Consider the following 25,403-nt stretch of genomic DNA (forward strand, 5'->3'; position numbering starts at 1 on the left):
CGATGCAAGGCGCTCAGCTCCGACATCAGCCTCCCGCCCCCGGCCGCAAGCCGGTGCCACGGGGTGCCAGCCGCATGGTGGCGAAAGAGCCGATGTCCGCGCGCCTGCCGAAAGCCAATTTCAGCTTTCTGAAAAGTCTGTTCTGGCCGGTGCTGCTGGTCGCTCTGGGCTTTGGTACTTACGAAGGTGCAACACGTTTGCTGCCTTACGCCGACCGGCCGATCACCAAGATCGCCGTGCAGGGCGACCTGAGCTACATCAGCCAGCAAGCGGTGCAGCAGCGTATCGCTCCGTATGTGGCGTCGAGCTTCTTCACCATCGACCTGGCCGGTATGCGCACCGAGCTTGAGCAGATGCCGTGGATCGCCCACGCCGAAGTACGTCGGGTGTGGCCGGACCAAGTGGTGATCCGCCTCGAAGAGCAACTGCCAGTGGCGCGTTGGGGCGACGAGTCGTTACTGAACAACCAGGGCCAGGCGTTTACGCCAAAGGAGCTGGCGAACTACGAACACCTGCCACAGCTGTTCGGCCCACAACGGGCCCAGCAGCAAGTGATGCAGCAGTATCAGGTGCTGAGCCAGATGCTGCGGCCGTTGGGCTTTTCGATTGCACGCCTGGAACTGCGTGAACGCGGAAGCTGGTTCCTGACCACCGGTGCCGGCAGTTCTGGCCCCGGCATCGAGTTGCTGCTGGGACGCGGCAACCTGGTGGAAAAGATGCGCCGCTTCATCGCCATCTATGACAAGACACTTAAAGACCAGATTACGAACATTGCGCGCATCGATCTGCGCTATGCCAACGGCCTCGCTGTTGGCTGGCGGGAACCAGTAGCGCCGACGACAGCCCAACCCGCTGTCGCAAAGAATTAAGAAGAGGCAGGACCCATGGCAAACGTGCAAAGCGGCAAAATGATCGTCGGTCTCGATATCGGCACCTCCAAGGTGGTGGCGCTGGTCGGCGAGGTCTCCGACGACGGCTCGCTGGAAATCGTCGGGATCGGTACCCATCCGTCCCGTGGCCTGAAGAAGGGCGTGGTGGTCAACATCGAGTCCACCGTGCAATCGATCCAGCGCGCGATCGAAGAAGCCCAACTGATGGCGGGCTGCCGCATTCACTCGGCGTTCGTCGGCGTGGCGGGCAATCACATCCGCAGCCTGAACTCCCACGGCATCGTCGCGATCCGCGATCGTGAAGTCAGCTCGGCTGACCTTGAGCGCGTCCTCGACGCTGCTCAGGCTGTGGCGATTCCGGCAGACCAACGCGTGCTGCACACCCTGCCGCAGGATTACGTGATCGATAACCAGGAAGGCGTTCGCGAACCACTGGGCATGTCCGGCGTACGTCTGGAAGCCAAGGTTCACGTGGTCACCTGCGCCGTCAACGCCGCACAGAACATCGAAAAATGCGTGCGTCGCTGCGGTCTGGAAATCGACGACATCATTCTTGAGCAACTGGCTTCGGCCTACTCGGTACTGACCGATGACGAGAAAGAGTTGGGCGTGTGCCTGGTCGATATCGGCGGCGGCACCACCGACATCGCGATCTTCACCGAAGGCGCGATCCGTCACACCGCAGTGATCCCGATTGCCGGTGACCAGGTGACCAACGACATCGCCATGGCGTTGCGCACTCCGACCCAGTACGCCGAAGAAATCAAGATCCGCTACGCCTGCGCTCTGGCCAAGCTGGCCGGTGCCGGTGAAACCATCAAGGTGCCAAGCGTTGGCGACCGTCCACCGCGCGAGTTGTCGCGTCAGGCGCTGGCCGAAGTGGTCGAGCCGCGTTACGACGAACTGTTCACGCTGATCCAGGCCGAGCTGCGTCGCAGCGGCTACGAAGACCTGATCCCGGCCGGCATCGTGCTGACCGGCGGTACGTCGAAGATGGAAGGCGCCACTGAACTGGCCGAGGAAATCTTCCACATGCCGGTCCGCCTCGGTGTGCCGCATGGCGTGAAAGGCCTGGATGACGTGGTGCGCAACCCGATTTATTCCACTGGCGTTGGCTTGTTGATGTACGGCCTGCAAAAGCAGTCCGACGGGGTTTCGTTCTCCGGCATCGGCAGCCGCGACAGCTACAGCAACGAAGAGCCACAGGCGCCGTTGCTGGACCGATTGAAGAAGTGGGTTCAAGGCAACTTCTAAAGCTTTACCGCAACACCGCAACAAAAAAGCAGTAGGCGAAAAAACTAGAGAATGTAAGGAGAGGGAAAATGTTCGAACTCGTAGACAACATCCCCGCAAGCCCGGTAATCAAAGTTATCGGTGTTGGCGGTGGCGGCGGCAACGCTGTCAATCACATGGTCAAGAGCAACATCGAAGGCGTTGAATTCATCTGCGCCAACACTGATGCTCAAGCGCTGAAAAACATCGGCGCGCGCACCATTCTGCAACTGGGCACCGGCGTGACCAAAGGTCTGGGCGCTGGCGCCAACCCTGAAGTAGGTCGTCAGGCCGCTCTCGAAGACCGTGAGCGCATTGCCGAAGTCCTGCAGGGCACCAACATGGTGTTCATCACCACTGGCATGGGCGGCGGTACCGGTACCGGTGCTGCGCCGATCATCGCCGAAGTGGCCAAGGAAATGGGCATTCTGACCGTTGCGGTCGTAACGCGTCCGTTCCCGTTCGAAGGCCGCAAGCGTATGCAGATCGCCGATGAAGGCATCCGCATGCTCTCGGAAAGCGTCGACTCGTTGATCACCATTCCCAACGAGAAGCTGCTGACCATCCTCGGTAAAGACGCCAGCCTGCTGTCGGCTTTCGCCAAGGCCGACGATGTACTGGCCGGTGCCGTTCGCGGTATCTCCGACATCATCAAGCGTCCGGGCATGATCAACGTCGACTTCGCCGACGTGCGTACCGTGATGAGCGAAATGGGCATGGCGATGATGGGCACTGGCTGCGCCAGCGGTCCGAACCGTGCACGTGAAGCCACTGAGGCGGCGATCCGCAACCCGCTGCTGGAAGACGTGAACCTGCAAGGCGCACGCGGCATCCTGGTGAACATCACCGCCGGTCCTGACCTGTCTCTGGGTGAGTACTCCGACGTGGGTAGCATCATCGAAGCCTTCGCTTCCGAGCACGCCATGGTCAAGGTCGGTACCGTTATCGATCCGGACATGCGCGACGAGCTGCACGTAACTGTAGTTGCCACGGGTCTGGGCGCGAAAATCGAGAAGCCTGTCAAGGTCATCGACAACACCGTTCACACCTCCATGGCTTCCGCCCAGGTGCAACAACCGGCTCCGGCCCGTCAGGAAGCGCCAGCGGTGAACTACCGTGATCTGGACCGTCCGACCGTCATGCGCAACCAGGCTCAGGCCGGTGCTGCGGCTGCCGCGAAGATGAATCCGCAAGATGATCTGGACTACCTGGACATCCCGGCTTTCCTGCGTCGTCAGGCCGATTGATGGAATGTATCAGGGCTATGAAGGTGATTGGTGTTCAGCAAAGGCATGGTCTGCTATCATCGCCAGCCTTTGTTGATACCAGTTCGCAATTTGCGCTGAAGCGGCCCAAGCCATGATTAAACAACGCACACTGAAAAATATTATCCGTGCCACAGGTGTAGGCCTGCACTCCGGTGAGAAGGTCTATCTGACCCTCAAGCCTGCGCCTGTCGACACTGGCATTGTGTTTTGTCGCGCTGACCTCGACCCTGTGGTGCAGATTCCTGCCCGCGCGGAAAACGTCGGTGAAACCACTATGTCGACAACGCTGATCAACGGCGACGTCAAAGTGGACACGGTAGAGCACTTGCTCTCGGCCATGGCTGGCCTGGGCATCGATAACGCCTACGTCGAGCTCTCCGCGTCCGAAGTCCCGATCATGGATGGCAGCGCTGGACCCTTCGTATTCCTGATTCAATCGGCAGGCCTGGAAGAACAGGACGCCGCCAAGAAATTCATCCGCATCCTGCGTGAAGTGACAGTGGAAGACGGCGACAAGCGCGCCACTTTCGTCCCTTTCGAAGGGTTCAAGGTGAGCTTCGAGATCGATTTCGATCACCCGGTATTCCGGGACCGCACCCAAAGTGCAAGCGTGGATTTTTCCAGCACTTCGTTCGTAAAAGAAGTCAGCCGCGCCCGTACCTTTGGTTTCATGAGTGATATCGAGTACCTGCGCAAGCACAACCTCGCACTCGGCGGCAGCGTTGAAAACGCAATCGTGGTCGATGCTGATGGCGTGTTGAACGAAGATGGTCTTCGCTATGAAGACGAATTCGTGAAGCACAAGATCCTCGATGCGATTGGCGACCTGTACCTGCTGGGTAACAGCCTGATTGGTGAGTTCAAAGGCTTCAAGTCCGGTCATGCACTGAACAACCAGCTGCTGCGCAAGTTGATTGAGCAGACAGACGCTTGGGAAGTGGTGACGTTCGAAGACGCCAGTACTGCACCGATCTCTTACATGCGCCCGGTTGCGGCAGTGTAAGTAAAAAACCTCTCTAGTTTTTTGAAGGCCATCCTCGGATGGCCTTTTTTTATGCCTGCAGTTTTTGTGTTGCCTGGGCCGGCCTCATCGCGAGCAGGCTCACTCCTACAGGGGCACGCATTTCAAATGTAGGAGTGAACCTGCTCGCGATAGGGCCGGTGAGGCCCCAGCAAACCTATCAGGCAGCCACCACCACCCGATTGCGCCCACCTTCCTTGGCCTGATACAACGCCTTGTCCGCCGCAAACAGCAACTGCTCCAGGGTCATCTCACTCGCCGCCGTCCACGTCGCGATGCCAATACTCGCGGTCATCGGCCGCTCGGCTCCGTCGACCAATGGCAACTGCTCCACCGCCTGACGAATATGCTCGGCAAGCTGCTGTGCGCCGTGACCGTCGGTCTCGGCGAGAATCACCGAAAACTCCTCACCCCCATAACGCGCCACCAGATCCGCCGGTCGCCGCACACTTTCAGTAATGACCCTGGCCAGCGTCTTCAACGCCTGATCCCCGGCCTGATGCCCATGGCGGTCATTGAAGGCCTTGAAGTGATCGGCATCGATCATCATCACCGACATCGGTTTACCCGAGCGCTGAGCGCGGAACCACTCGTGACGCAATGCCTGATCAAGCATCCGACGATTGGCCACCCCCGTCAGCGCGTCGGTGGCGGCCAATTGCGCCAGTTCGTGCTCGGCACGCTGACGTCGGCGCAACTCGCGGGCCAGCAACCAGGTCAGCCATAACAAACCCACGCACAGCACGCCGGTGGCCCCACTGATCAACAGCGCGGTGCGGCGCCAGGTGCCGAACACCTCGTCGCTGGACAGCGCGACCATCACGATCAACGGCAGATTGCCGACCCGCGAATAGGTATACAGGCGTTGTTGATGGTCGATGCTCGAAACGCTGTTGAAACTGCCATTGCCACTCTTGTCGCGCAGAATTCGTATGACGTTGGGCCGGTTGCCGAAGCTTTTGCCGATGGAATCACTTTGCAGATAAGGCTTCTGCGCCAGCAGGACGCCGTCGTTGTCGATGATGTTCAACGTGCTGTCTTTACCGATGTCGAGGCTGTTGAACAACTGGTCGAAGTAGTCGAGCTTCATCGACGCCACGGCCACGCCTGCAAACTCACCGGTCTGCGAGGAAATCCTTCGGCTGAAACTGATCCGCCATTGATTGGCTTCGTCGCAGTCGCAGCGGGTCTTGAACGGCCGGCTGATAAACATACCGACATCGCGGTTGAACGCGTGGGCAAGGAAGTAATCGCGGTCGGCAAAGTTGCCCGGTTTCGGCTCGATTCGCGAAGAGTCGGCGACCACATCGCCGTGTTTGTCGAGCAACAGGATGTCACCCTTGAAGCGCGCCGTGGTGGATCGGTCGAACAGGGCCAGATGACGAATCTGCGGTGAGACAGTTTGCAGATCATCGCGTTGGGCGGCAGCGATCAGGCCTTGCAAGGTCAGGTCGTACAGCTCGACCGTGCGCAGCACATCAGCGTCGATCAGTTGCGCGATAGTGGTGGCGCTGCGGGTGGCCGATTCCTGAGCGTTGGCGTGCTCGCGGATCAGCAGGAACGTGACGATGCACAGAATCGCGATCACGGTCAGCAAGCTGCCGCAGATCAGCAGCAGTTCGGGGCGTCCGGTCTTGCCCGCAACGGGTGGGGTACGGCTCGCGATCATGATTGGGCTGTCGGTTGGGGGGAGTCTTATAAGCGTAGTAGGCCAAACACCACAGCCGAAGCCAGAAACCATTCCCAATGTGGGAGCGAGCCTGCTCGCGAAAGCGGCGTGTCATTCAACATAGATGTCGATTGATAGACCGCCTTCGCGAGCAGGCTCGCTCCCACAGGGTGCATCACTGAATTCAAGACGGTGTCATGGGCGCCGATCTTAGAAGACGTTGATCGGGTAGTCGATGATGACGCGGTATTCATCTGTGTCTGAATCAATCGCGCCGTAACCATTGCCACCGCGGTTGGTCGCCCATTGCAAGTGCACCGCCAGATCCTTGGCCTGACCGCTTTGCACAACGTACTGCAAATCGAGATCGCGCTCCCAATGCCTGGCGTTGCTGCCGTCGGCGCTGTACCAGTTGGAATAGCCTTTGCTGTTCGGATCCACCTTGGTCAGGTCCACCGTACCGCGCGAATAGGAGACTGCCGAGGTCAGCCCTGGTACGCCGACACCGGCGAAGTCGTAGGCGTATTTGAGCTTCCACGAGCGCTCGTTCGGGCCGTTGAAGTCGGAATACTGCTGGGAGTTGTCGAGGTAAACGCTGTCGCCCTGGCTGATGTAGTCGAACGGCGTGTTGCCATTGACCCGCTGATACGCGGCGGTGACGCTGTGATTACCGACGCCAACGGTGAAATGCAGGCTGTAGGTGTTGTTGTCGATGTTGCCCAGCAACGCATCACCGGTGTCTTGCGTGTGATAGAAGTGCAGGCCCGGGTTGAGGCTGACCAGATCGCTCAACTGCCAGGTGTAGTCGAGATCGTAGTAGTACTGGTTCCAGATGTCTTTGAGCTCAGAGGCGTACAGGCTGCTGGTCAAGCCTTCGACACCGCTCCAGGCCACACCGGCCCAGTTCAGGTGCTGACTTTCATCGCCATCGGCCAATGTCCCGTAGGAAGTGCCAATGCGCGTGTGACCACTCTGGTTGTAAGGCTTGGTGAAACTCGCCTGGCCGCCTTCGATCAACCAGCCATCGAAGCTGTGGTTGGTCAGGCTCACACCACGGAAAGTCTGCGGCAGCATGCGTGTTTCACCGCCAGCAATGACCGGGTTGGTGAGGAACAGGTCGCCGGCCTTCAATTCGGTATCGAACGCACGCATTTTCAACGTGCCCCCGGCGGTGGAGAACGCTCCCGGTGCTTTGCCGCCATTCTCTCGGACCGGCAGGATGCTCGAACCGTCGGTGCCGCCACCGCCATCCAGCTTCAGCCCGAGCATGGCGTGGGCATCAATGCCGAAACCGACCGTGCCTTCGCTGTAACCCGACTTGAAAATCCCAAGAAAGCCTTGGCCCCACTCGATGTTGTCGTCCGCTTTCTGCAAGCGGTTGCGATTCATGTAGTAGTTGCGGGCGTTGATGTTGAGGCTCGAACCCTCGACGAAGCCCTCTTTAGCGGGTTCTTCAGCGTGAGCGGCAGGGGCAATCGTTGCGGCAATTGCAATGAACAGCGGAGTGAAACGGACTGGGTAACGCACGTGCAATGGAGCTCCTTGGGTCAACTGGCACCTCTATATTTTGAGGCGCTCAATGTTTCTTGTTGTTACAGACGAACCAAACGGCTTTCAGACCACAACGAAAAAAGGCCGCTGAAAGGCAGCGGCCTGGAATGACGACAGTTGAACGGGAAGAGCCAAACAACCGCGTCGAGGGAAAGGGGGCTGTGTGTGACTCAGCTGTCTTTTTCCAGCGATTGAGCCTGGGAAGTTGCAGCCTGAGGGGCCTGCGTCGCGTCTTTGGCCTTGGCCATCATTTCTGCCTGATGCTGGTCATACGCTTGAGCGCGCGCGGTGTTCTGCGCCACGAACGCGTGGGATTCTTCAGCCATCGCCATCGGCGACAGGATCAATGAGGACAAAACAAAAGCGCTGGCAATACCCATACTGTTGGACATCTTGAAAACCTTCTCGCTTGGCGAGTGCTGTTTGGTGCGGGCAAAGATAAGGTTGCCGGGCGTTGGGAAACAGCGTGATTTTCATAAATGACTGTTACAGCAGGAGCAAAAATCACCCCCTCACCCCAACCCTCTCCCGGAGGTAGAGGGAGCTGACCGAGGTGTCTGGCGTTGTACATCGACCTGAAAGATCGAGTCGATTATTGATTCGGTGAATCAAGATCAGGTCGGTGCACATTTGCAGCATCCCCCAATCAGTCCCCTCTCCCTCCGGGAGAGGGTTAGGGTGAGGGGCTTTTCAAACCGGCAAATAAATCCCGAAAGTATTCATCCCCCGATCACTGCGCACAAACACATCCCCACCATGCATCAGCGCAATCGCCTTGACGATCGCCAGCCCCAACCCATGGTTATTGCCACTGTTACTGCGCGACGCATCGACCCGATAAAAGCGCTCGAACAAGCGTGGCAAATGCTCACTGGCAATCGGCGAACCGGGGTTGGCCACGCCGATACTCACCTGATGCTCCTCGACCTCGATGCATACCTCGATCACCTGTCCCGGCCCGGTGTGCTGCACCGCATTGCTCAGCAAATTAATCAACGCCCGACGCAAATGCGCGACCTCGATCTGCACCAGCGCATCACCGGTGACCTGCACCTGAACCTGCGCGTCCTCGAGAATGAAATCCAGATACTCCAGCGTCGTTGCCACCTCATCAGCCAGCGAAGTGGAGGTGAGTTTGGTCGCCTTGTTGCCCTGATCGGCACTGGCAAGAAACAGCATATCGTTGATGATCGAGCGCAACCGTTCCAGCTCTTCAAGATTCGATTGCAGCACTTCGAAATAGTGTTCGGCAGAGCGCCCACGGGTCAGTGCCACCTGCGTCTGGCCGATCAGATTGGTCAGCGGCGAACGCAGTTCATGGGCGACGTCGGCGTTGAACGACTCCAGTCGCGAGTAGGCCTGTTCGACCCGTTCCAGCGTCGAGTTGAACGAGTCGACAAACTGCGCAAGCTCCGGTGGCAGCGGCGACAAACGCAAGCGCCCGGCCCTTAATGGGGGCGCCAAGCGCTGAGCCTCGTGGGACAGTTTGATCAACGGCTTGAGACCAATCCGCGCGACCCAATAACCCAGCGCCGAAGCCATCAGCACGCCGACAATCGCCAGCCCGATCAGCGCGATCAACAGGTTGTGTTGAGTCTCGTGGAAGGTCTCGGTATCGATGCCGATCATGAAGCGCAGCGGCGGGCGCTGATCCTTGGCCGGCAACTCGGTCAGCAGCACCTTCAGCGGATACGGCTGGCCGGGCAACTGCAAGTCATGCATGCCCACTGGCCTTTGGGCGAAAGCGCGGATCGCGGCATCCGGCTGGCCGAATTCATAACCCGGATCATTACTTACCACCCAGAAACGAATGCGTTTGTCTTCTTCGCCGAGCAGCTTCAACTTGGCGTTGATCTTCAGCCAATGCTCCGGCGTGCCGAAGCGATTGAGCGCTGATTCAAGCACGCTGTAGCGCGCATCCAGCTCGGCTTCCGGGAGCAATCCCAGGCCTTTGTCGACCTGCTGATACAGCGCGCCGCCGATCAACAGAAACACCACTAACGCCACCAGCGTGAACATCCCGCTCAAGCGCAGCGCGATCGAGTTACTGGACACCACGGCTCTCCAGCACATAACCCATGCCGCGAATGGTGTGCAGCAGTTTCTCGTCGAACGGCCCGTCGAGCTTGGCGCGCAGGCGTTTGATCGCCACTTCGACAACGTTGGCATCGCTGTCGAAATTGATGTCCCAGACCATCTCGGCAATGGCAGTTTTCGAGAGGATTTCACCTTGGCGGCGGGCGAGAACACTGAGCAGAGAAAATTCCTTGGCCGTCAGATCCAGTCGGGTGCCGGCGCGGGTGGCCTTGCGGCTGATCAGATCTATCCACAGGTCGGCGATGCTCACTTGCACCGGTTCATGCCCGCCGCTGCGCCGGGTAAGCGCTTGCAGGCGCGCGACCAGTTCGAGGAAGGAAAACGGTTTGCCGAGGTAATCGTCGGCACCGTCGCGCAGGCCTTTGATGCGATCTTCGACACGCTCGCGGGCAGTGAGCATGATCACCGGGGTCTGCTTGCGCGCACGCAACGCGCGCAGCACGCCGAAGCCATCGAGGCCCGGCAACATGACGTCGAGGACGATCACCGCGTAGTCGCTTTCCAGCGCCAGATGCAGGCCCTCGACGCCGTCGCGGGCCAGATCCACGGTGTAACCCTGTTCCGTCAGACCGCGGTGCAGATAGTCCGCGGTTTTTTCCTCGTCTTCGATAATCAGAACGCGCATGACCCTGCCTCAGTCTGTGGTCGCCAATGCCGGTGAGGGCATCGGTTTGGGCCGGTGGAACAACCGCTCAAGCCACAAGTATATGACTGGAGTGGTGAACAACGTCAGCATCTGGCTGACCAGCAAACCGCCCACCACCGCGATCCCCAGCGGTTGGCGCAGTTCGGCGCCGGTGCCGTAACCGAGCATCAGCGGCAGCGCGCCGAGCAGAGCGGCGAGGGTGGTCATGATGATCGGCCGGAACCGCGTGATGCACGCTTCGAAAATCGCATCCTGCGGTGACAGGCCTCGGTGGCGCTGGGCTTCGAGGGCGAAGTCGATCATCAGGATGCCGTTCTTCTTGACGATACCGATCAGCAACACCAGCCCGATCAGCGCCATGATCGAAAAGTCCTGGCCGCAGATCCACAGCATGATCACCGCGCCCAAGCCTGCCGCCGGCAGAGTCGAAATGATCGTCAGCGGGTGCACGAAGCTTTCATAAAGCACGCCGAGAATGATGTACACCGCCACCAGCGCCGCGAGGATAAGCCACGGCTGACTGGCCAACGAACTCTGGAACGCTTGAGCCGCACCCTGGAAATTGCCGCTGATCGCGGTTGGCATGCCGATCTCGGCCTTGGCCTGATTGAGCAGAATCACCGCATCACCCAACGCCACACCGGGCGCCAAGTTGAACGACAGGTTGGCCGCCGGGAACATCCCGTCATGGGCAATCGACAACGGGCCAATGGTCGGCGCATCGAATTTGGCCAGCGCTGACAGCGGCACCATCTCGCCACTCAGCGGTGAGCGCAGGTAGAAATAGTTGAGGCTTTCGGCCTTGCCGCGCTGTTTTGTGTCCAGTTCCAGAATCACGTTGTACTGATTGACCTGGGTCTGGAATTCATTGATCTGGCGTTGGCCGAAAGCGTCGTACAGCGCCTCGTCGACATCGCTGGCGGTCAGGCCGAAACGCGCGGCGGCGCTGCGGTCGATGCTGATGTGGGTGATGCTGCCGCCCAGTTGCAGGTCGTTGGAAATGTCGCGGAACGCCGGGTTGCTGCGCAGTTTTTCGGTGAGACGTTGCGTCCATGTCGCGAGGGTCGCGCCGTCGTTACTCTTCAGCACATATTGGTATTGCGCGCGGCTCGGACCGGAGCTGAGGTTGATGTCCTGGCCGGCGCGCAGGTAGAGGACGATGCCGGGGACTTTCATCAGTTGCGGACGGATACGGTCGATGAACTGGCTGGCGCTGACGTCGCGGTCGCCACGTTTTTTCAGGGCAATCCAGAAACGGCCGTTGGCGATGGTCTGGTTGCTGCCGGAGACGCCGACTGAATGGGAGAACGCCTGCACGGCGGGGTCGGCGGCGACGATTTCGGCCATCGCCAAGTGTTTTTTCACCATGTCGCCGTAGGAAATATCCGCAGCGGCTTCAGTGGTACCGAGGACGAAACCGGTGTCCTGCACCGGGAAGAATCCTTTTGGGATAAAGATGTAACCGCCGATGGCCAGCGCCAGCGACAGACCGAACACGCCAATCATCAATTTCTGATGGGCGAGGGCGCGGCGCAAACCTTTCTCATACCAGCCGAGCAAACGTTCGCTGAAGCCCGGTTTGTCGTGGGCGTGATGCTCCGGTTTGCGCATGAACAGCGCTGCCAGCGTCGGCGCGAGGGTCAATGAGACCACCACGGAAATCATGATGGTCGAGGTCGCGGTCAGGGCGAATTCCTTGAACAGGCGCCCGACCACACCGCCCATGAACAGCAGCGGAATAAATGCCGCCACCAGCGAGAAACTGATCGAGACCACGGTGAAACCGATCTCGCCGGCGCCCTTGATCGCCGCTTCGCGCATGTCGTCGCCGGCCTCCAGATGGCGATGGATGTTTTCCACCACCACGATCGCATCGTCGACGACGAAGCCGACCGCGACGACGATCGCCACCAGCGTCAGGTTGTTCAGGCTGAAGCCGAGGATGTACATCAAGGCGAAACTGGCGATCAACGACACGCCGAGCACTGCCGAGACAATCAGGGTCGCCGACAATTGGCGCAGGAACAGCGCCATCACCGCGACCACCAGCATGATCGCGATCAACAGGGTGATTTCCACTTCATGCAGCGAGGCACGAATGGTCTGGGTGCGATCGATCAGGGTTTTCACCTGCACCGAGGCCGGCAGCATCGCTTCGAGGCCGGGCAGGGCGGCTTGAATGCGGTCAACGGTTTCAACGATGTTGGCGCCCGGCTGGCGAGAGATCACCAAGTTCACCCCCGGCTGATCACCGGCCCAGGCTTGCACGTAGGCATCTTCCGAACCGTTGACGACTTTGGCGACATCGCGCAGGTGAACCGGGGCGCCATCCTTGTAGGAAACGATGAGTTGGCTGTAGTCCTCGGGGTGGAACAACTGGTCGTTGGTCGACAGCGTCGAGATGCTCGATTCGCCGTACAGCGCGCCTTTGGCGAGGTTGAGGCTGGTCTGCTGAATCGCCAGTCGGATGTCGGCGAGGGTCAAGCCGATCGCCGCGAGCTTGTCCGCCGAGGCTTGTACGCGGATCGCCGGACGTTGCTGACCGGTGATGTTGATTTGTCCTACGCCGTCGATCTGACTGATCTGACGCGAGAGCAGGGTTTCCACCAGGTCGCTGAGTTCGGTGCCGGGCATTTGCGTCGAGCTGACGCTGAGGATCAGCACCGGGCTGTCGGCCGGGTTGACCTTCTTCCAGGTTGGCAGCGTCGGCATGTCCTTGGGCAGTTTGCCGGCGGCGGTGTTGATCGCGGCTTGGACCTCTTGCGCGGCAGTGTCGATGCTTTTATCGAGGGTGAATTGCAGGGTCAGCAGGCTTGAGCCCAGCGCACTGCTGGAGGTCATCTGGGTCATGCCGGGGATGGCGCTGAATTGCACCTCCAGCGGCGTGGCCACGGACGAGGCCATGGTGTCGGGGCTGGCACCGGGCAACTGCGCGGAGACCTGAATCGTCGGAAATTCCGCTTCCGGCAGTGGGGCGATTGGCAAGCGCGGGAAGGCAATCAAACCGACCAGCACCAAAGCGATGGTCAGCAGAATGGTTGCCACCGGATGATCGATGCACCACGTGGAGACACCTTTGTGCGCCTTCATGGTTTCGGCTCCGCTTGCACCACCTGCGCCGGCTCGGTCATGACTTGCACGGTCGAGCCGGGCTTGAGCCGCGACTGGCCGTCGGTGACCAGCACGTCACCGGCCTTCACGCCTTTGATGATGTCCTGGCCGCTGCCTTGGTAAACCATCTGTACTTGCACGGCTTCGACCTTGTCGCCGTTGACCCGGTAAACGAAGTGTTGGTCGAGGCCACGTTGTACGACGGTGGGCGGTACGACCAGCGCATCTTTGTCGAGGGCTGTCTGAATTTTTACCGTGACCAGCAGGCCGGGCCAGAGCTTCTGGCTGGCGTTGTCGAATTCGGCCTTGGCGCGGATGGTGCCGGTGTTGGCGTTGATCTGGTTGTCGATCAGGGTCAGGTGCCCTTCGCCGAGCAGGTTGCCGGTTTCGCCATCAGTGTCAGCGCCGATGTAGGCCTTGACCGGTGCGCGTTGCGGGTCGTTGATCAGGCCTTGCAGGGTTGGCAGCATTTGCTGCGGCAGGGAGAACTCGACGGCGATCGGGTCGATCTGGGTGACGGTGAACAGGCCGGCGGTGTCGGTCATGCGCAGGAAGTTGCCTTCATCGACTGTGCGAATACCGACGCGGCCGGTGACTGGGGAGCGAATCTGCGTGTAGGACAGCTGAACTTGGGCGGCGTCGATCGAGGCTTGGTTGCCTTGGGCAGTGGCTTTCAATTGGTTGACCAGGGCTTGTTGCTGGTCGTAGGTCTGCTTCGAGATGCCGTCGTCGACGGTGAGCAGTTTGTAGCGTTTGAGGTTGACCAGGGCGACTTGCAGTTGCGCCTGGCTTTCGCCGAGTTGGGCGCGGGCCTGGTCGAGGCTGGCGCGGATGGAGCGGTCGTCGATGGTGGCCAGCAGGTCGCCTGCTTTGACGAGTTGGCCTTCTTTGACGAGGATTTTGGTGAGGATGCCGTCTATTTGTGGGCGCACCACGACGCTGTGTAATGAGAGTACGGAGCCGATGCCGCTGGTGTAGCGGGGGACGTCTTTTTCGCTGACCGCTATGACTCGCACCGGGATGGCGGTGGGGGTGGCGAGTTTGGTCGGGGCGGGTTTCAGGGTGTACCACAGACCTGCGCCTGCGAGGACGATCAATAGGGTGGCGAGCAGGGCTTTGTTCTTTTGGATTCGCATGCGGGGTGGGCGCCGGACGGAGTTTGGGCAGGGTTAGGGTCTTTATAAACTTGTTTGGGGGTCAGGAGGGTGACGGCTAGCTGTCGGCGCTGTCAGTTTCGCTGGGTGCATATCCGTTGCTGCGGGTGTGGCTGATTACGGTTCCGCCCTTACGGCGGGTCACTTTTTACAAACGCCTAAAAAGTAACCAAAAACGCTTGCTCCTACGTGCGGCCCGCTCGCTGGGGCTCGGGGTTCCTTCGCTGCGGGATCGATCCGGGCGCAGCGTCTACGGTTTGCTTCGCTGCACCTCCTCTCGCTGTGTTTGGCTGCGCCAAACGGTCGCTGCGCTCCCACGCCCGGATCAATCCCTCCACTCAGCCTTCCGACGTCGCCCGTGGATCAAGATCAAGAGCAGGCGAGCTGACACTCGGCCTATTGAGTGGTGAAAAGCACAGCGTGGCCGGCTTTTGATTTGCGTTGGATTCGCCCCTCATCGGAAAGCCGCCCGCCCAGCCCTCTCCCGAGGGAGAGGGAGCCGATCTGTGGGCTTTTCAAAACCTGAGTTCACCGCGGTATCGCACGTCGGCGTAGCTCTCCCAAACACTTCGGTCAGTCCCCTCTCCCTCCGGGAGAGGGCTAGGGTGAGGGGCTTTTGATCTGTTTCAAAACCTGAGTTCAACACGGTATCGCACGTCGGCGTAGCTCTGCCAAACACCTCGGTCAGTCCCCTCTCCCTCTGGGAGAGGGCTAGGGTGAGGGTTGGCTTTTGGCTGTTTAAATTTGTGTCAAATAACCAGAACCTTCCCACAAGGTTTTCAGGTTGTCCGTCGGACGTGCGCTCTCTAGTCTTGGGTTGTCGCCGAAAACTCGGTGATCGGGTGTGAGAACCCTGAAAAATTAGTGAATCAGTCCATCAGTCCGCATAATTGCCGGCGGCTTGTCCGCTGCTTGCAAATGCTTCATGGCGGCTGTGTGCGGGCAGACTTCGGTCTGGCCGGTTTCCTATTTTTCCGGTTTCTCACCCCGCACATAGCTGCCACCCACTTCGCCGCGTGAGAAACGGCAAGGGATGGCTCCCATTTGCAAAATAGGGTTTCCAATGACTAAGCCAGTTCCAGATCCACCCATCGATCCCACAACCCCACTCGAAGACGCCATCCGCGCCGACGACCAGATCAAAACCCGCGAAGCCATCAAGCGCGCCCTCGACTTCTATCTCTGCCCCGAGCCGGTCAAACCGCGTCAGCCCAGTACGATGTTCCTCATCCACCCGAACATCGACACCGAAAGCCTGCTGGCCCACGCCTGCGAATCACTGGCTTCAGCCAATGTCATGGCCGGTGATCTGGCCGATCAGCTCAGTCGTCCGCAGCGCAGTACGGCGCTGGCGATCCAGCAGATCGTCATGCTTGCCGAGCTGGCGGTGAACCGGGCGCTGGATCGGGTTGATCCACAAACGTAATCCGTCTGAACACCGCGTCATCGTTCTTCGCGAGCAGGCTCGCTCCTACAAGGGGATCGCAATCCAAATGTAGGTGTGAGCCTGTTTGCGATGGCGATTGTTCTGTGGCCGCTGTCTCTGGAAATATCCGCAAGTTGATAAGTCCCAAAAAGGGACCTATCGTTCCCTTTTTGGGACTCTTTGGCCTTCACAGTGGAAACTATCTCTCTAAGCGAAGCGCTGTTTACCACCACTCAACAAAAAGTGTTGGGTCTGCTGTTCGGTAAGCCTGACCAGACTTTCTATGCCAATGAGATCGCGCGCTGGGCGCGTGTTGGCAAAGGCAGTCTCATGCGTGAACTCGACCGTCTGCAGCGAGCCGGTGTGTTGCGCATGACAAGGGTGGGCAATCAGAACCATTACCAGGCCAATCCCACCTGTCCCATCTATGCCGAACTGCTGGGCATCGCTCGCAAGACGTTTGCCATCGCCGAGCCTCTGCGTCAGGCATTGCAGCCGTTTACCGAGCAGATCACTTGGGCGTTTGTCTATGGCTCCATCGCCAAAGACACAGCAAACACACTCAGTGACATTGATCTCATGCTGATCGGCGAAGGCCTGCACTACAGTGACGTCATGGAACGGCTCATGCCCATGGAGGAGCAATTGGGTCGTCCCATCAACCCGACGCTTTACACCCCGCAAGACTGGGCGGCGAAACTGGCTGCGCAAAACAGCTTTGTCGTGCGGGTGGTGCGGCAGGAAAAAATCGATCTGTTAGGGGCAAACCCTTTGGAGTCCAAGGATGGGCAACAACGAGAGTCTGGAGAATCTTCTACGTAGCGGTGGGCTGAAAGCGGAGCCGCCGGATCGCAAGGAGTGTGAGGGCTTGATGCGCTCGGCGGTGGATCGGCTCAAGGATGCGCAAACTTCTACGTTGTCTTTTTCCAGCCGTTTCGACTTGGCCTATAACGCAGCGCACGCATTGGCGCTGACGGCGCTTCGATTGAGTGGTTATCGATCGGATAAACGCTATCTGGTCTTTCAGTGTCTGGTGCATACGGCGCATATCAGCAAGGTTCAGGTGCGATTGTTCGCGTTGTGTCATGAGCGGCGCAATCTCGCGGAATACGAAGGGTATATGGATGAGGATGACGCTCTTCTGGCGCAGTTGTTGGAAAGCGCCTCGCAATTGTTGAGTAACGTCCAGCAACGAATGAACTGACATCCGGCATGGCTTGCGATCCTGATTAATCTCCTAAAGATCCGCCTCTATGAGCGGATACAGCTTGTATGGCTCAGGCCGCGCACGGCGCATATCTCTCTGGGCCGCTCACCCCGGGAGTGTCTTGAAATGAAGCTGAGAACCGCTCTGCCGTCTGTGCTTCTGTTGCTTCCACTCATAGCCTCCGCCGCGCCTGCCAGTCAATCCGGCGAGATCCGCTTTACCGGGCAAATCGTTGATTCGGGCTGTCAGGTCGGACCGGTCGGGGCGTTTGCGTCTCGTGAGTCTCGCCAGATCGAAATCAAGCCCGGCCTGAAAGTCGATGTCGGCACCGATCGCAACGCTTGCAGTCTTCAGTCGCTGCCGATCTCCATGCGCTACGAAGCGCTGAACACCTCAACCGACAAAGGCATCGTCATCATCAGTTACCTGTAAAACCGTTCGGCGTGCGCTGAAAAATCTTCAGGTGCCGAGTCAGGGCGCACAGGTATACTGCGCGCCTTCGCGGCTCACTGATCGGGCCCGACTTTTTGCTTTCCGGAGCTTTTATGACTTCCCCGACCCTGCCGCCGGTTGACGACGCTGTGAGCGATGTCCCGGCTGAACTGGCCGACACCAGCGAAACCAAAGCCGATATCCCGGCGTTCAAATTTCCGTTCAAGCCGGGCGAGCTGGCCTCTGCCAAAGGCTCGAACCAGCCGTGGTACAAGAACGGCGCCAAGAATGGCCACACCAAGACCCCGGGCATGGCGCCGCCGGGCACCCGTCGGTCGATGGGCAAGCGCTGATCTGTTCTTGAGGTAATCGCACCTAGACGCAGAATATTCCCACAGAGATAGCAGATTCGCCCTCTGGGAATCCAAGCGACCTTTCGTCAAAGATTCATGCCCCGTGAACGCTTTGATAAAGGTCGCTTCCATGTCTCTGGCAAAAATCCTGTCCGCTTTGTCGCTGTTAGCCCTGAGCACCGGTTGTGTGTCGTCGACGGTCGAGCCGACGCTGCGGTTTGGCGTCGAACCTCTCGTACCCCCCTTTGAAAGTCGCAACGATAAAGGTGAACTGGTCGGACTCAACATCGAGTTGGGCAATGCCTTGTGCGCCGAACTGCAAAAACGTTGCGTGTGGGTCGATCAGGATTACGCGACCAATGTCGTGGCGCTTGAGGCCAATCGTTTTGACGTGATCATGCCGATGACGGCCACCCCGGCGCGACGGGAACGCATGGATTTCACCGACAACCTCTACCCGTTGAGCAGCCAGTTGGTCGCGCGCAAGGGGACGCATCTGCAACCTGATGCCAAATCACTCCAAGGCAAACGTATTGGTGTGTTGGCTGGCACCAGTCGCGAGGCGTTCGCCAAGGCACGCTGGGCTGAGTCGGGTGTGACGATTCGTAGCTTTCAGTTCAACGATCAACTGATTGCGAGTCTGCAAAGCGGTGAAATCGATGCCACCTTGCAGGATTCCATCGAAATTACGCACGCATTCTTGAGCCGACCGCAGGGTCAGGCGTTCGGTTTTGCAGGGCCGGCGCTCAAGGATCCGATGCTGGGCACGGGCGTGGCCATGGCTTTGCGCAAAACCGACAGCAAACTGCGTGATGATCTCAATGCGGCCCTTGAGCGTTTAAAACAGAGCGGCCAGTATCAGGCGATCACTGAACGCTATCTGTCGCCTGCTATCAGCGACTTCCCGCGCTATCGAGCCAAGGCGCAGGGTTTGCCGTTTTCCGATTCCGTACAGATTGGTGAGACGATCTATTTGTCCGGTGTGCTCGGGCTGGATGTCGATGGCCAACTGGCGGCGGGCGGGATTCGTCCGCAGATGGTTCAGGTCATGGAGAATCTGCGTAGCGCGCTGGACCGAAGTGGCTCATCTCTTGCGCACGTAGCCAAGTGCACCGTGATTCTCACCGACGTCGGGGATTTCACCGGGATGAACGAGGTTTATCGCCGCTATTTCCCTGCCGACCGGTTACCTGCCCGCACGACGTTCGCGGGCAAGCAACTGGTGGTGCCGGGAGCTAAAGTAGAGCTTGAGTGTCTGGCAGTGGCTGCCAGCTGAAGAAGTCGCAAGCATTCCCGTCAGCCGTCGCTGCGTTGTGCGTGCGGCTGATGGCTGAATGCATGCCGGCGCAGGCGCTTGCGCATATGTGGCAGGCGCTCAAGCGCGGACGGTCGTGTATGGGCCTGGTGAAAAATCCTCGGGATGAGGCCCGTGCAGACGCTAAAGAATCTGGATCAAGCCGCGCGCAACGAGATAAACGCATACGTCTGCGCCGGCTCCGTCACCACCTGAGCCCCAGCCGCCAACACCTGCCCGGCAACATCATCGCCCGACAGATGAAACACCCACTCACTCGGCGCAGTCGTCAACGGCTGCGCTGTCACCTGATCAATCACCGCCGCAAACGCATCCATATTCGGTAAGTACGCAGTAAATCCGTCGCCCTTCAACGCTGTGGTGCGAATCCCCAGCATCGCGCAGATCGCGTCCTTGATGCCGATGTCATCGCGATCGGCCTGGCGCGAACGTTGAATCAATTCGACCAGTTCCTGATCAACCAACTCGCCGCCAGCGATCAATACCGGCCCCTGTTGCCAGGACTCCGGCGGGCAATCCTTGGCGGCAGGGTTGAGCGGGATATGCGGATTGATTTCCGCCGGATAAATGCGGCACACCAACGGCCGTCGCTCGTAGATCCGGCACAACTTGTTTTCGTCAAGATTCCGACAAGGGCCTACGTTGTACGCGGCGAAGGTGATTGCCACATGGGCGTCGGTTGCGCCGCTGCGAACGATCGCTGAGCGACGTTCGGCATGTTCTCGCTGCTGCGCCGGCAGACCCAGGCCATTACCGAGAAAAGCCTCCACCAGCACAATCACCTGACCGCCATCCGCCGCCCACATGCGGGCTTCGGCCAGGGTCAGGGGGACATGATGGTCGGTGCAGCACTTGCCGCAGCCTACGCAGGAAAACGTTGTATTCATTGAGCGATCTGTCTTCAATCAGGGGGTGAAACGGTGGCGGAAAACCACCGCACAGGCGCGGATCGAAGCAAGTTATGCGCCACTCACCGGGCTTTGGCGGTCGGGCGGATCGAGTCCCACTCGGTGACGAAGGCGGTTTTCGACTGTTTGTTGTACAGACACAGTTCGGTGCCTTGCTGGCCTTTCATGTGTTTTTGCGGGTATTGGCCTTGCAACAGGACGGCGGTGTAGCCGACGCGGTCATCGAACTGTGCGGGCGTGCCGACCGGTTTGGCGTTTTTCAGGCCGCTGGCTTTGGTGCAGCTGGCGAGCACGGTTTTGTCGTAGGCGGCCCAGGCGTCCGGGCTGGAGGCGTAGGCTTGGGAAGCCAGGGCGATGAGGCAGAGCAGGCTTGCGGTGATGGCTTTCATGGTGGGCGTCCTTGGTTGTGAGTGGCCAAGGTTGGAGTCGGTGTGAGACGGGAAGTTGCCTGCTCGCGAAGACGCTCGATCAGTCCGGCACCCGTTCCCGGCGGACCACATACATCCCGGCACTTTCATACAATCGCTGCGCCCGCCGGTTGTCTTCCAGCACCTTCAGATCAACAAACCCTTCGCGGCGTTGCTGAAACACCTTGAATGCCTTGAGCAACAACGCCCGACCCAATCCTCGGCCCTGCATGCGCGGATGCACCACCAGATTCTTGATATAGGAACTGGTCCAGCATTGCGCCACGCCGACCACGCCTTCGCCATCACGGGCAATAAAGCACAGGGTCGGATCGTATTCAGGATCGGTCTCGAACTGCTGCTGCCAAGTGTCCAGCGCCGGTACCCGGCCACCACCTTCGTGGTAGCCGAGTTGCATCAAATGATGCACGTCCGCCGCCAGTTCGACGGAGTACGTGCCCAGTTCAATGTCTTGTGGCCAAGGTGCATCCGGCGCGTCCTTACCGAGGTCGCGCCGCATCAAAAAACAGTACGTCTCAGCCAAGACTCAGTGCCCGTGCGCCGCGACGTGTTTGGCCGCTTCGATCAGGCAGTGGGTCAGTTCCGGCGAGGAGAACTTGGTCAACACGCCGTTCGCCCCGGCCAGACGCGCTTTTTCGCTGTTCATCGCGCTGTCGAGCGAGGTGTGCAGCAGCACGTACAAATGTGCGAAGTCCGGGGTCTCGCGCAGGGTGCGGGTGAAGGCGTAACCGTCCATCTCGGACATTTCGATGTCGGAGACGATCAGGTTGATCTGCTGCGCGGTGCCTTGCAGGTCGAGCAGGCAATCGATGGCTTCCTTGGCACTGCGTGCGGTGTGGCATTGCAGGCCGAGGTTGCGCAGGGTGTGCACCGATTGTTGCAGCGCCACCTGGCTGTCGTCGACCACCAGGATGCGTGCGTTGCCGAGCACATCAGCGTCTTCCATGCTCAGATCGGTCGGAGCCATTTCGATCTGCGCCGGGGCGATGCTGTGGATAACTTTTTCGATATCCAGTACCTGCACCAGCGTGCCGTCCACCGAGGTCACGCCAGTGATGTAGGCGCGTGAACCGCCGGAGCCGAATGGCGGTGGTTTGATATCAGTGGTCAGGCAGTGGACGATTTTGCTTACCGCCTGCACGTGCAGGCCCTGCTTCGAGCGGCTGACGTCAGTGACGATCAGGCAGCCGCCGTTCGGATCTTCCAGCGGACGCTCACCGATCGCGCGGCTAAGGTCGATGACCGACAGCGAGGCGCCGCGCAACGTGGCGATGCCTTTCACGTGCGGATGCGACTCCGGCAGCTTGGTCAGCGGCGGGCAGGGGATGATTTCACTGACTTTCAGCAGGTTGATCGCCATCAGCTTGCCGCTGCGCAAGGTAAACAGCAGAAGCGAAAGTGAGTCTGCGCGGGCTTTGGTGGAGGACATATGAACCTTCTGTGGAAAGGTGGTGGGCGAGGGTGGAAATCGCCAGAAACTATTGATGCCGGGTTATCGGCGTTAAAGGGGTGGGCTTTAGGTTAGTTGTCGGATGGCATTTCGATCAAAAGCCAAAGCCCCTCACCCCAGCCCTCTCCCAGAGGGAGAGGGGGCCGACCGAGGTGTCAAACGTTGTACATCGACCTGAATGACCGAGTCGATTATGGATTCAGTAAAGATCGATCACGTCGGCGGAATTCTGCAATATCCCCCAGTCGGCTCCCTCTCCCTCCGGGAGAGGGCTGGGGTGAGGGTAGCTTTTAAGTTTTTCAGTCTCGCATCCCCAACCGCTTGGCCATCCGCCCAAGGTTCGCCCGATCCAGCCCCAACTCCCGCGCCGCACTCGCCCAGTTATCCTGATTGCGCTCCAGCGCCGCACTGATCAAACGCCGCTGATACTGCTCGGTCGCACTGCGCAAATCCCCACTGATCAGCGGCATCTCAGCCACGACACCGGCAACCGCCTCAACCGAGTTATCCACAACCTCATGCGGCAGATCCAGATCCGCTGCACTCAGGCTGAGAATCTTCGGCCGCACCTTGCAGTTGCCCAGCGCCTTCAGCGCACTGCGGCCAATCAAGTGTTCCAGCTCACGCACGTTGCCCGGCCAAGTGTAGGCGAGCAGTGCTTCCTGGGCGTCGCTGTTCAGGCGCAGGCTGTTGAGGCCCATGCGTGAACGGTTCTGTTCGAGGAAGAAGCCGCTGAGCAACAACACATCGCGGCCGCGATCGCGCAGTGCCGGCACGCGCAGCGGGTACACGCTGAGGCGATGGTAGAAGTCGGCACGATAGCGACCGCTGCGCACTTCTTCGGCCAGGTCGCGGTTGGTCGCGGCGATCAGACGCACATCGACTTGATGCTCCTTGTCCGAACCCAACCGTTGCAATTGACCGCTCTGCAGTACGCGCAACAACTTGGCCTGCACGCTCAGCGACAGTTCGCCGACCTCATCGAGAAACAGCGTGCCGCCATTGGCCAGTTCGAACTTGCCACGCCGGTCGCTGGTGGCACCGGTGAAGGCGCCGCGCACGTGACCGAACAATTCGCTTTCTACCAGCGTGTCGGGCAGGGCGGCGCAGTTAAGGCTGATGATCGGTTTGTCGGCGCGCGCTGATGCGGCGTGAATAGCCTGGGCGACCAGCTCTTTGCCGACCCCGGTTTCGCCAGTGATCAACACGGTCAGATCGCTGCCGCCGACCAGATTGATTTCTTCCACTAATTTCTTCAGAGCCTTGCTCTGGCCGATCATTTCGCGGTTGTGCTGGCCGCTGGCTTGGCGATAAACCTCGGCGCGCTGATGTTCGTCTTCAGCGCGATTGGCCAGGCGTTGAATGCGCTCGGCGGCGTTGACCGTGGCTGAGGCGAGGCTGGCGAACGCTTGCAAGGCGTCGAGTTCGATCGGTTCGAATCGCTCAGGGTCGAGGGCGTCGAGGGTGATCAACCCCCAGAGTTTTTCATCGACGAAAAGAGGGCAGCCGAGGCAGTCGTGAACTTCGAGGTGCTCGTCGAGGCCATCGACCAGACCGTCATAAGGATCGGGCAAGTCGCTGTCGGCGGCGAAGCGCGTGGGTCCGGCACCGCTCAGCAAAATTTCAAAGCGCGGATGTTCGCTGACTTTAAAGCGTCGGCCGAGGGTGTCGGTGCTTAGACCGTCCACCGCCAGCGGCACCAGCGCTTCGCCGTCGAGGCGCAACAACGCCGCCGCATCACAGGGCAGCAGGGCGCGCATGGCTTCGAGCAGGCGTCGATAACGCTCGCCCTCGGGCAATTCGCGGGACAGATCGGAAACCAGAGGCAGCAGAGCAGTCAGCAGGGATTTGGCGGTCATGGGCTTGTAGTCAAAGAGACAAGATGTAGTCGGGATGACTATAAAGATCTTTGAGTCTTTATGACTACTATGTTTTCAATATATTGATTTATATAGAAAAAATAGTTGGCATGAAACCTGATAAGCCTAAGGTAACTTTTCAAAGAAGCTCAGGAGTCTATCTTATGCTTAGCGTCCAGGATCGTGCCATCGTCAAGTCCACCGTGCCTCTGCTGGAAAGCGGCGGTGAAGCGCTGATCACTCACTTCTACCGCATGATGCTCTCCGAATACCCAGAGGTCCGCCCACTCTTTAACCAGGCGCACCAGGCCAGCGGTGACCAGCCGCGCGCCTTGGCCAACGGCGTGTTGATGTATGCGCGGCACATCGATCAGCTCGACCAGTTGGGCGATCTGGTGGCGAAGATCATCAACAAGCACGTCGCCCTGCAGATCCTCCCGGAGCACTACCCGATTGTCGGCGCCTGTTTGCTGCGCGCCATCTCCGAAGTGCTCGGCGAAGAGATCGCCACGCCAGAAGTGATGAGCGCCTGGGGCGCGGCGTACGGGCAACTGGCGGATATTCTGATCGGCGCCGAAACCGCGATCTACGACCAGAAAGAACAAGCCGTCGGCGGCTGGCGCGGTGCGCGTGAATTCATCGTCGCGGCCAAGGTCGAGGAGAGTGCGGAAATCATTTCGTTCTACTTCGAACCGGCAGACAAAGGCCCGATCCTCGCGGCCGAGCCGGGTCAGTACATCGGCATGAAGCTGATCCTCGATGGCGAAGAAATCCGCCGCAACTACTCGTTGTCGGCCCTGGCCAACAACGGTCAGTACCGCATCAGCGTCAAACGCGAACCGGGTGGCCGTGCGTCCAATCATTTGCACGATCAATTGCATGTCGGCGCGAGCATTCAGCTGTTCCCGCCATCGGGTGAGTTCACCTTGACCGCGAGCGACAAGCCATTGGTGTTGATCAGCGGCGGCGTCGGCATCACGCCGACTCTGGCGATGCTGGAAGCGGCGCTGGAAACCGAGCGTCCGGTGCACTTTATCCACTGCGCGCGCAATGGCAGCGTGCATGCGTTCCGCGACTGGATTGATGAGTTGGCTGAGCGTCATCCGCAACTCAAGCGCTTTTACTGCTACGCCGAAGATGACGGTGTCAGCCCGGCGGCGGACAAGGTCGGGATGCTGGATCAGGCACTGCTTGGCGAATGGCTGCCGCAGCAGCGTGATGTCGATGCGTACTTCCTTGGGCCGAAGGGCTTCATGGGCGCGATCAAGCGCCATCTGAAAGCGCTGGGTGTGCCGGAGAAGCAGAGTCGTTATGAGTTCTTCGGGCCGGCTTCGGCTTTGGAATGA

The 25,403-nt window shown here is 59.4% G+C and carries 23 protein-coding genes; 11 read left to right on the forward strand and 12 right to left on the reverse strand.

The features are described from left to right. The first annotated feature begins 2 nt into the window (after window positions 1–2). The 4 genes from GTU76_RS27170 (at window position 3) to lpxC (ending at window position 4,433) form a co-directional block, all read left to right on the forward strand. Window positions 3–869 carry a cell division protein FtsQ/DivIB gene (locus GTU76_RS27170; protein WP_180700005.1) on the forward strand — a complete coding sequence of 289 codons (867 nt, stop codon included), beginning with the start codon at window positions 3–5 and terminating at the stop codon, window positions 867–869. A gap of 15 nt (window positions 870–884) precedes the next feature. Beyond that, on the forward strand, window positions 885–2,144 hold the full coding sequence (gene ftsA / locus GTU76_RS27175; protein WP_007916987.1) for a cell division protein FtsA: 1,260 nt from the start codon (window positions 885–887) through the stop codon (window positions 2,142–2,144). 68 nt (window positions 2,145–2,212) lie between these two features. Then, the gene (gene ftsZ / locus GTU76_RS27180) at window positions 2,213–3,409 is read left to right on the forward strand and encodes a cell division protein FtsZ (RefSeq protein ID WP_016986475.1); all 1,197 of its coding nucleotides are present in this window, start codon (window positions 2,213–2,215) and stop codon (window positions 3,407–3,409) included. A gap of 112 nt (window positions 3,410–3,521) precedes the next feature. Continuing rightward, on the forward strand, window positions 3,522–4,433 hold the full coding sequence (gene lpxC, locus GTU76_RS27185) for a UDP-3-O-acyl-N-acetylglucosamine deacetylase (protein WP_007916984.1): 912 nt from the start codon (window positions 3,522–3,524) through the stop codon (window positions 4,431–4,433). Window positions 4,434–4,611: 178 nt separating this feature from the next. Here the strand turns inward: lpxC and GTU76_RS27190 are convergent, their stop codons facing one another. The 7 genes from GTU76_RS27190 to GTU76_RS27220 form a co-directional block, all read right to left on the reverse strand. Next, entirely contained in the window at window positions 4,612–6,120 is a 1,509-nt protein-coding gene (locus GTU76_RS27190) for a sensor domain-containing diguanylate cyclase (RefSeq protein WP_180700006.1), read from the reverse strand. Window positions 6,121–6,330: 210 nt separating this feature from the next. Next, window positions 6,331–7,647 (reverse strand): OprD family outer membrane porin, encoded by a 1,317-nt coding sequence (locus tag GTU76_RS27195; RefSeq protein ID WP_180700007.1) that lies wholly within the window; start codon window positions 7,645–7,647, stop codon window positions 6,331–6,333. Window positions 7,648–7,841: 194 nt separating this feature from the next. Next, window positions 7,842–8,063: a hypothetical protein gene (locus GTU76_RS27200; RefSeq protein ID WP_016986472.1), complete on the reverse strand. Its 222-nt coding sequence runs from the start codon at window positions 8,061–8,063 to the stop codon at window positions 7,842–7,844. Between the two features lie 298 nt (window positions 8,064–8,361). After that, window positions 8,362–9,726 (reverse strand): heavy metal sensor histidine kinase, encoded by a 1,365-nt coding sequence (locus GTU76_RS27205; protein WP_016986471.1) that lies wholly within the window; start codon window positions 9,724–9,726, stop codon window positions 8,362–8,364. Further along, window positions 9,716–10,393 (reverse strand): heavy metal response regulator transcription factor, encoded by a 678-nt coding sequence (locus tag GTU76_RS27210; protein WP_007916978.1) that lies wholly within the window; start codon window positions 10,391–10,393, stop codon window positions 9,716–9,718. The genes GTU76_RS27205 and GTU76_RS27210 overlap by 11 nt, the downstream gene beginning before the upstream one ends. A gap of 9 nt (window positions 10,394–10,402) precedes the next feature. After that, window positions 10,403–13,504 carry a multidrug efflux RND transporter permease subunit gene (locus GTU76_RS27215; protein ID WP_175553246.1) on the reverse strand — a complete coding sequence of 1,034 codons (3,102 nt, stop codon included), beginning with the start codon at window positions 13,502–13,504 and terminating at the stop codon, window positions 10,403–10,405. Next, window positions 13,501–14,661 carry an efflux RND transporter periplasmic adaptor subunit gene (locus tag GTU76_RS27220; RefSeq protein WP_175553247.1) on the reverse strand — a complete coding sequence of 387 codons (1,161 nt, stop codon included), beginning with the start codon at window positions 14,659–14,661 and terminating at the stop codon, window positions 13,501–13,503. Before GTU76_RS27220 ends, GTU76_RS27215 begins: the two co-directional genes overlap by 4 nt. 1,081 nt (window positions 14,662–15,742) lie before the next feature. Here GTU76_RS27220 and GTU76_RS27225 point away from each other — a divergent pair. The 6 genes from GTU76_RS27225 to GTU76_RS27250 all read left to right on the forward strand — a co-directional run bounded on the left by GTU76_RS27225 (window position 15,743) and on the right by GTU76_RS27250 (window position 19,373). Next, window positions 15,743–16,105 carry a DUF6124 family protein gene (locus GTU76_RS27225; RefSeq protein WP_016985602.1) on the forward strand — a complete coding sequence of 121 codons (363 nt, stop codon included), beginning with the start codon at window positions 15,743–15,745 and terminating at the stop codon, window positions 16,103–16,105. Window positions 16,106–16,297: 192 nt separating this feature from the next. Next, window positions 16,298–16,927: a nucleotidyltransferase domain-containing protein gene (locus tag GTU76_RS27230; RefSeq protein ID WP_180700008.1), complete on the forward strand. Its 630-nt coding sequence runs from the start codon at window positions 16,298–16,300 to the stop codon at window positions 16,925–16,927. Beyond that, window positions 16,890–17,309, forward strand: coding sequence for a hypothetical protein (locus GTU76_RS27235; RefSeq protein ID WP_180700009.1), 420 nt, complete (start codon window positions 16,890–16,892; stop codon window positions 17,307–17,309). The genes GTU76_RS27230 and GTU76_RS27235 overlap by 38 nt, the downstream gene beginning before the upstream one ends. A gap of 129 nt (window positions 17,310–17,438) precedes the next feature. Next, on the forward strand, window positions 17,439–17,744 hold the full coding sequence (locus tag GTU76_RS27240; protein ID WP_180700010.1) for a type 1 fimbrial protein: 306 nt from the start codon (window positions 17,439–17,441) through the stop codon (window positions 17,742–17,744). Window positions 17,745–17,857: 113 nt separating this feature from the next. After that, window positions 17,858–18,097 (forward strand): hypothetical protein, encoded by a 240-nt coding sequence (locus GTU76_RS27245; RefSeq protein WP_016985604.1) that lies wholly within the window; start codon window positions 17,858–17,860, stop codon window positions 18,095–18,097. Between the two features lie 130 nt (window positions 18,098–18,227). Continuing rightward, a complete protein-coding gene (locus tag GTU76_RS27250) occupies window positions 18,228–19,373 on the forward strand; it encodes a transporter substrate-binding domain-containing protein (protein ID WP_180700011.1) in 1,146 nt (381 codons plus the stop codon). Window positions 19,374–19,549: 176 nt separating this feature from the next. Here GTU76_RS27250 and GTU76_RS27255 read toward each other — a convergent pair whose 3' ends face one another. The 5 genes from GTU76_RS27255 to norR all read right to left on the reverse strand — a co-directional run bounded on the left by GTU76_RS27255 (window position 19,550) and on the right by norR (window position 24,057). Further along, window positions 19,550–20,299, reverse strand: a complete 750-nt coding sequence (locus GTU76_RS27255) for a YkgJ family cysteine cluster protein (protein WP_180700012.1) — start codon at window positions 20,297–20,299, stop codon at window positions 19,550–19,552. An 83-nt stretch (window positions 20,300–20,382) separates the two neighbouring features. After that, on the reverse strand, window positions 20,383–20,709 hold the full coding sequence (locus GTU76_RS27260) for a hypothetical protein (protein WP_180700013.1): 327 nt from the start codon (window positions 20,707–20,709) through the stop codon (window positions 20,383–20,385). Window positions 20,710–20,788: 79 nt separating this feature from the next. Further along, window positions 20,789–21,247 carry a GNAT family N-acetyltransferase gene (locus tag GTU76_RS27265; RefSeq protein ID WP_180700014.1) on the reverse strand — a complete coding sequence of 153 codons (459 nt, stop codon included), beginning with the start codon at window positions 21,245–21,247 and terminating at the stop codon, window positions 20,789–20,791. 27 nt (window positions 21,248–21,274) lie between these two features. Beyond that, window positions 21,275–22,177 (reverse strand): chemotaxis protein CheV, encoded by a 903-nt coding sequence (locus GTU76_RS27270; RefSeq protein ID WP_007916955.1) that lies wholly within the window; start codon window positions 22,175–22,177, stop codon window positions 21,275–21,277. A gap of 320 nt (window positions 22,178–22,497) precedes the next feature. Continuing rightward, on the reverse strand, window positions 22,498–24,057 hold the full coding sequence (norR, locus tag GTU76_RS27275; RefSeq protein ID WP_180700015.1) for a nitric oxide reductase transcriptional regulator NorR: 1,560 nt from the start codon (window positions 24,055–24,057) through the stop codon (window positions 22,498–22,500). A gap of 164 nt (window positions 24,058–24,221) precedes the next feature. On the opposite strand from norR, the gene hmpA reads away from it, so the two are divergent. Then, window positions 24,222–25,403 carry an NO-inducible flavohemoprotein gene (gene hmpA, locus GTU76_RS27280; protein ID WP_180700016.1) on the forward strand — a complete coding sequence of 394 codons (1,182 nt, stop codon included), beginning with the start codon at window positions 24,222–24,224 and terminating at the stop codon, window positions 25,401–25,403.

The sequence above is a fragment of the Pseudomonas crudilactis genome (assembly GCF_013433315.1).
In the GTDB taxonomy this organism is placed as follows: Bacteria; Pseudomonadota; Gammaproteobacteria; order Pseudomonadales; family Pseudomonadaceae; genus Aquipseudomonas; species Aquipseudomonas crudilactis.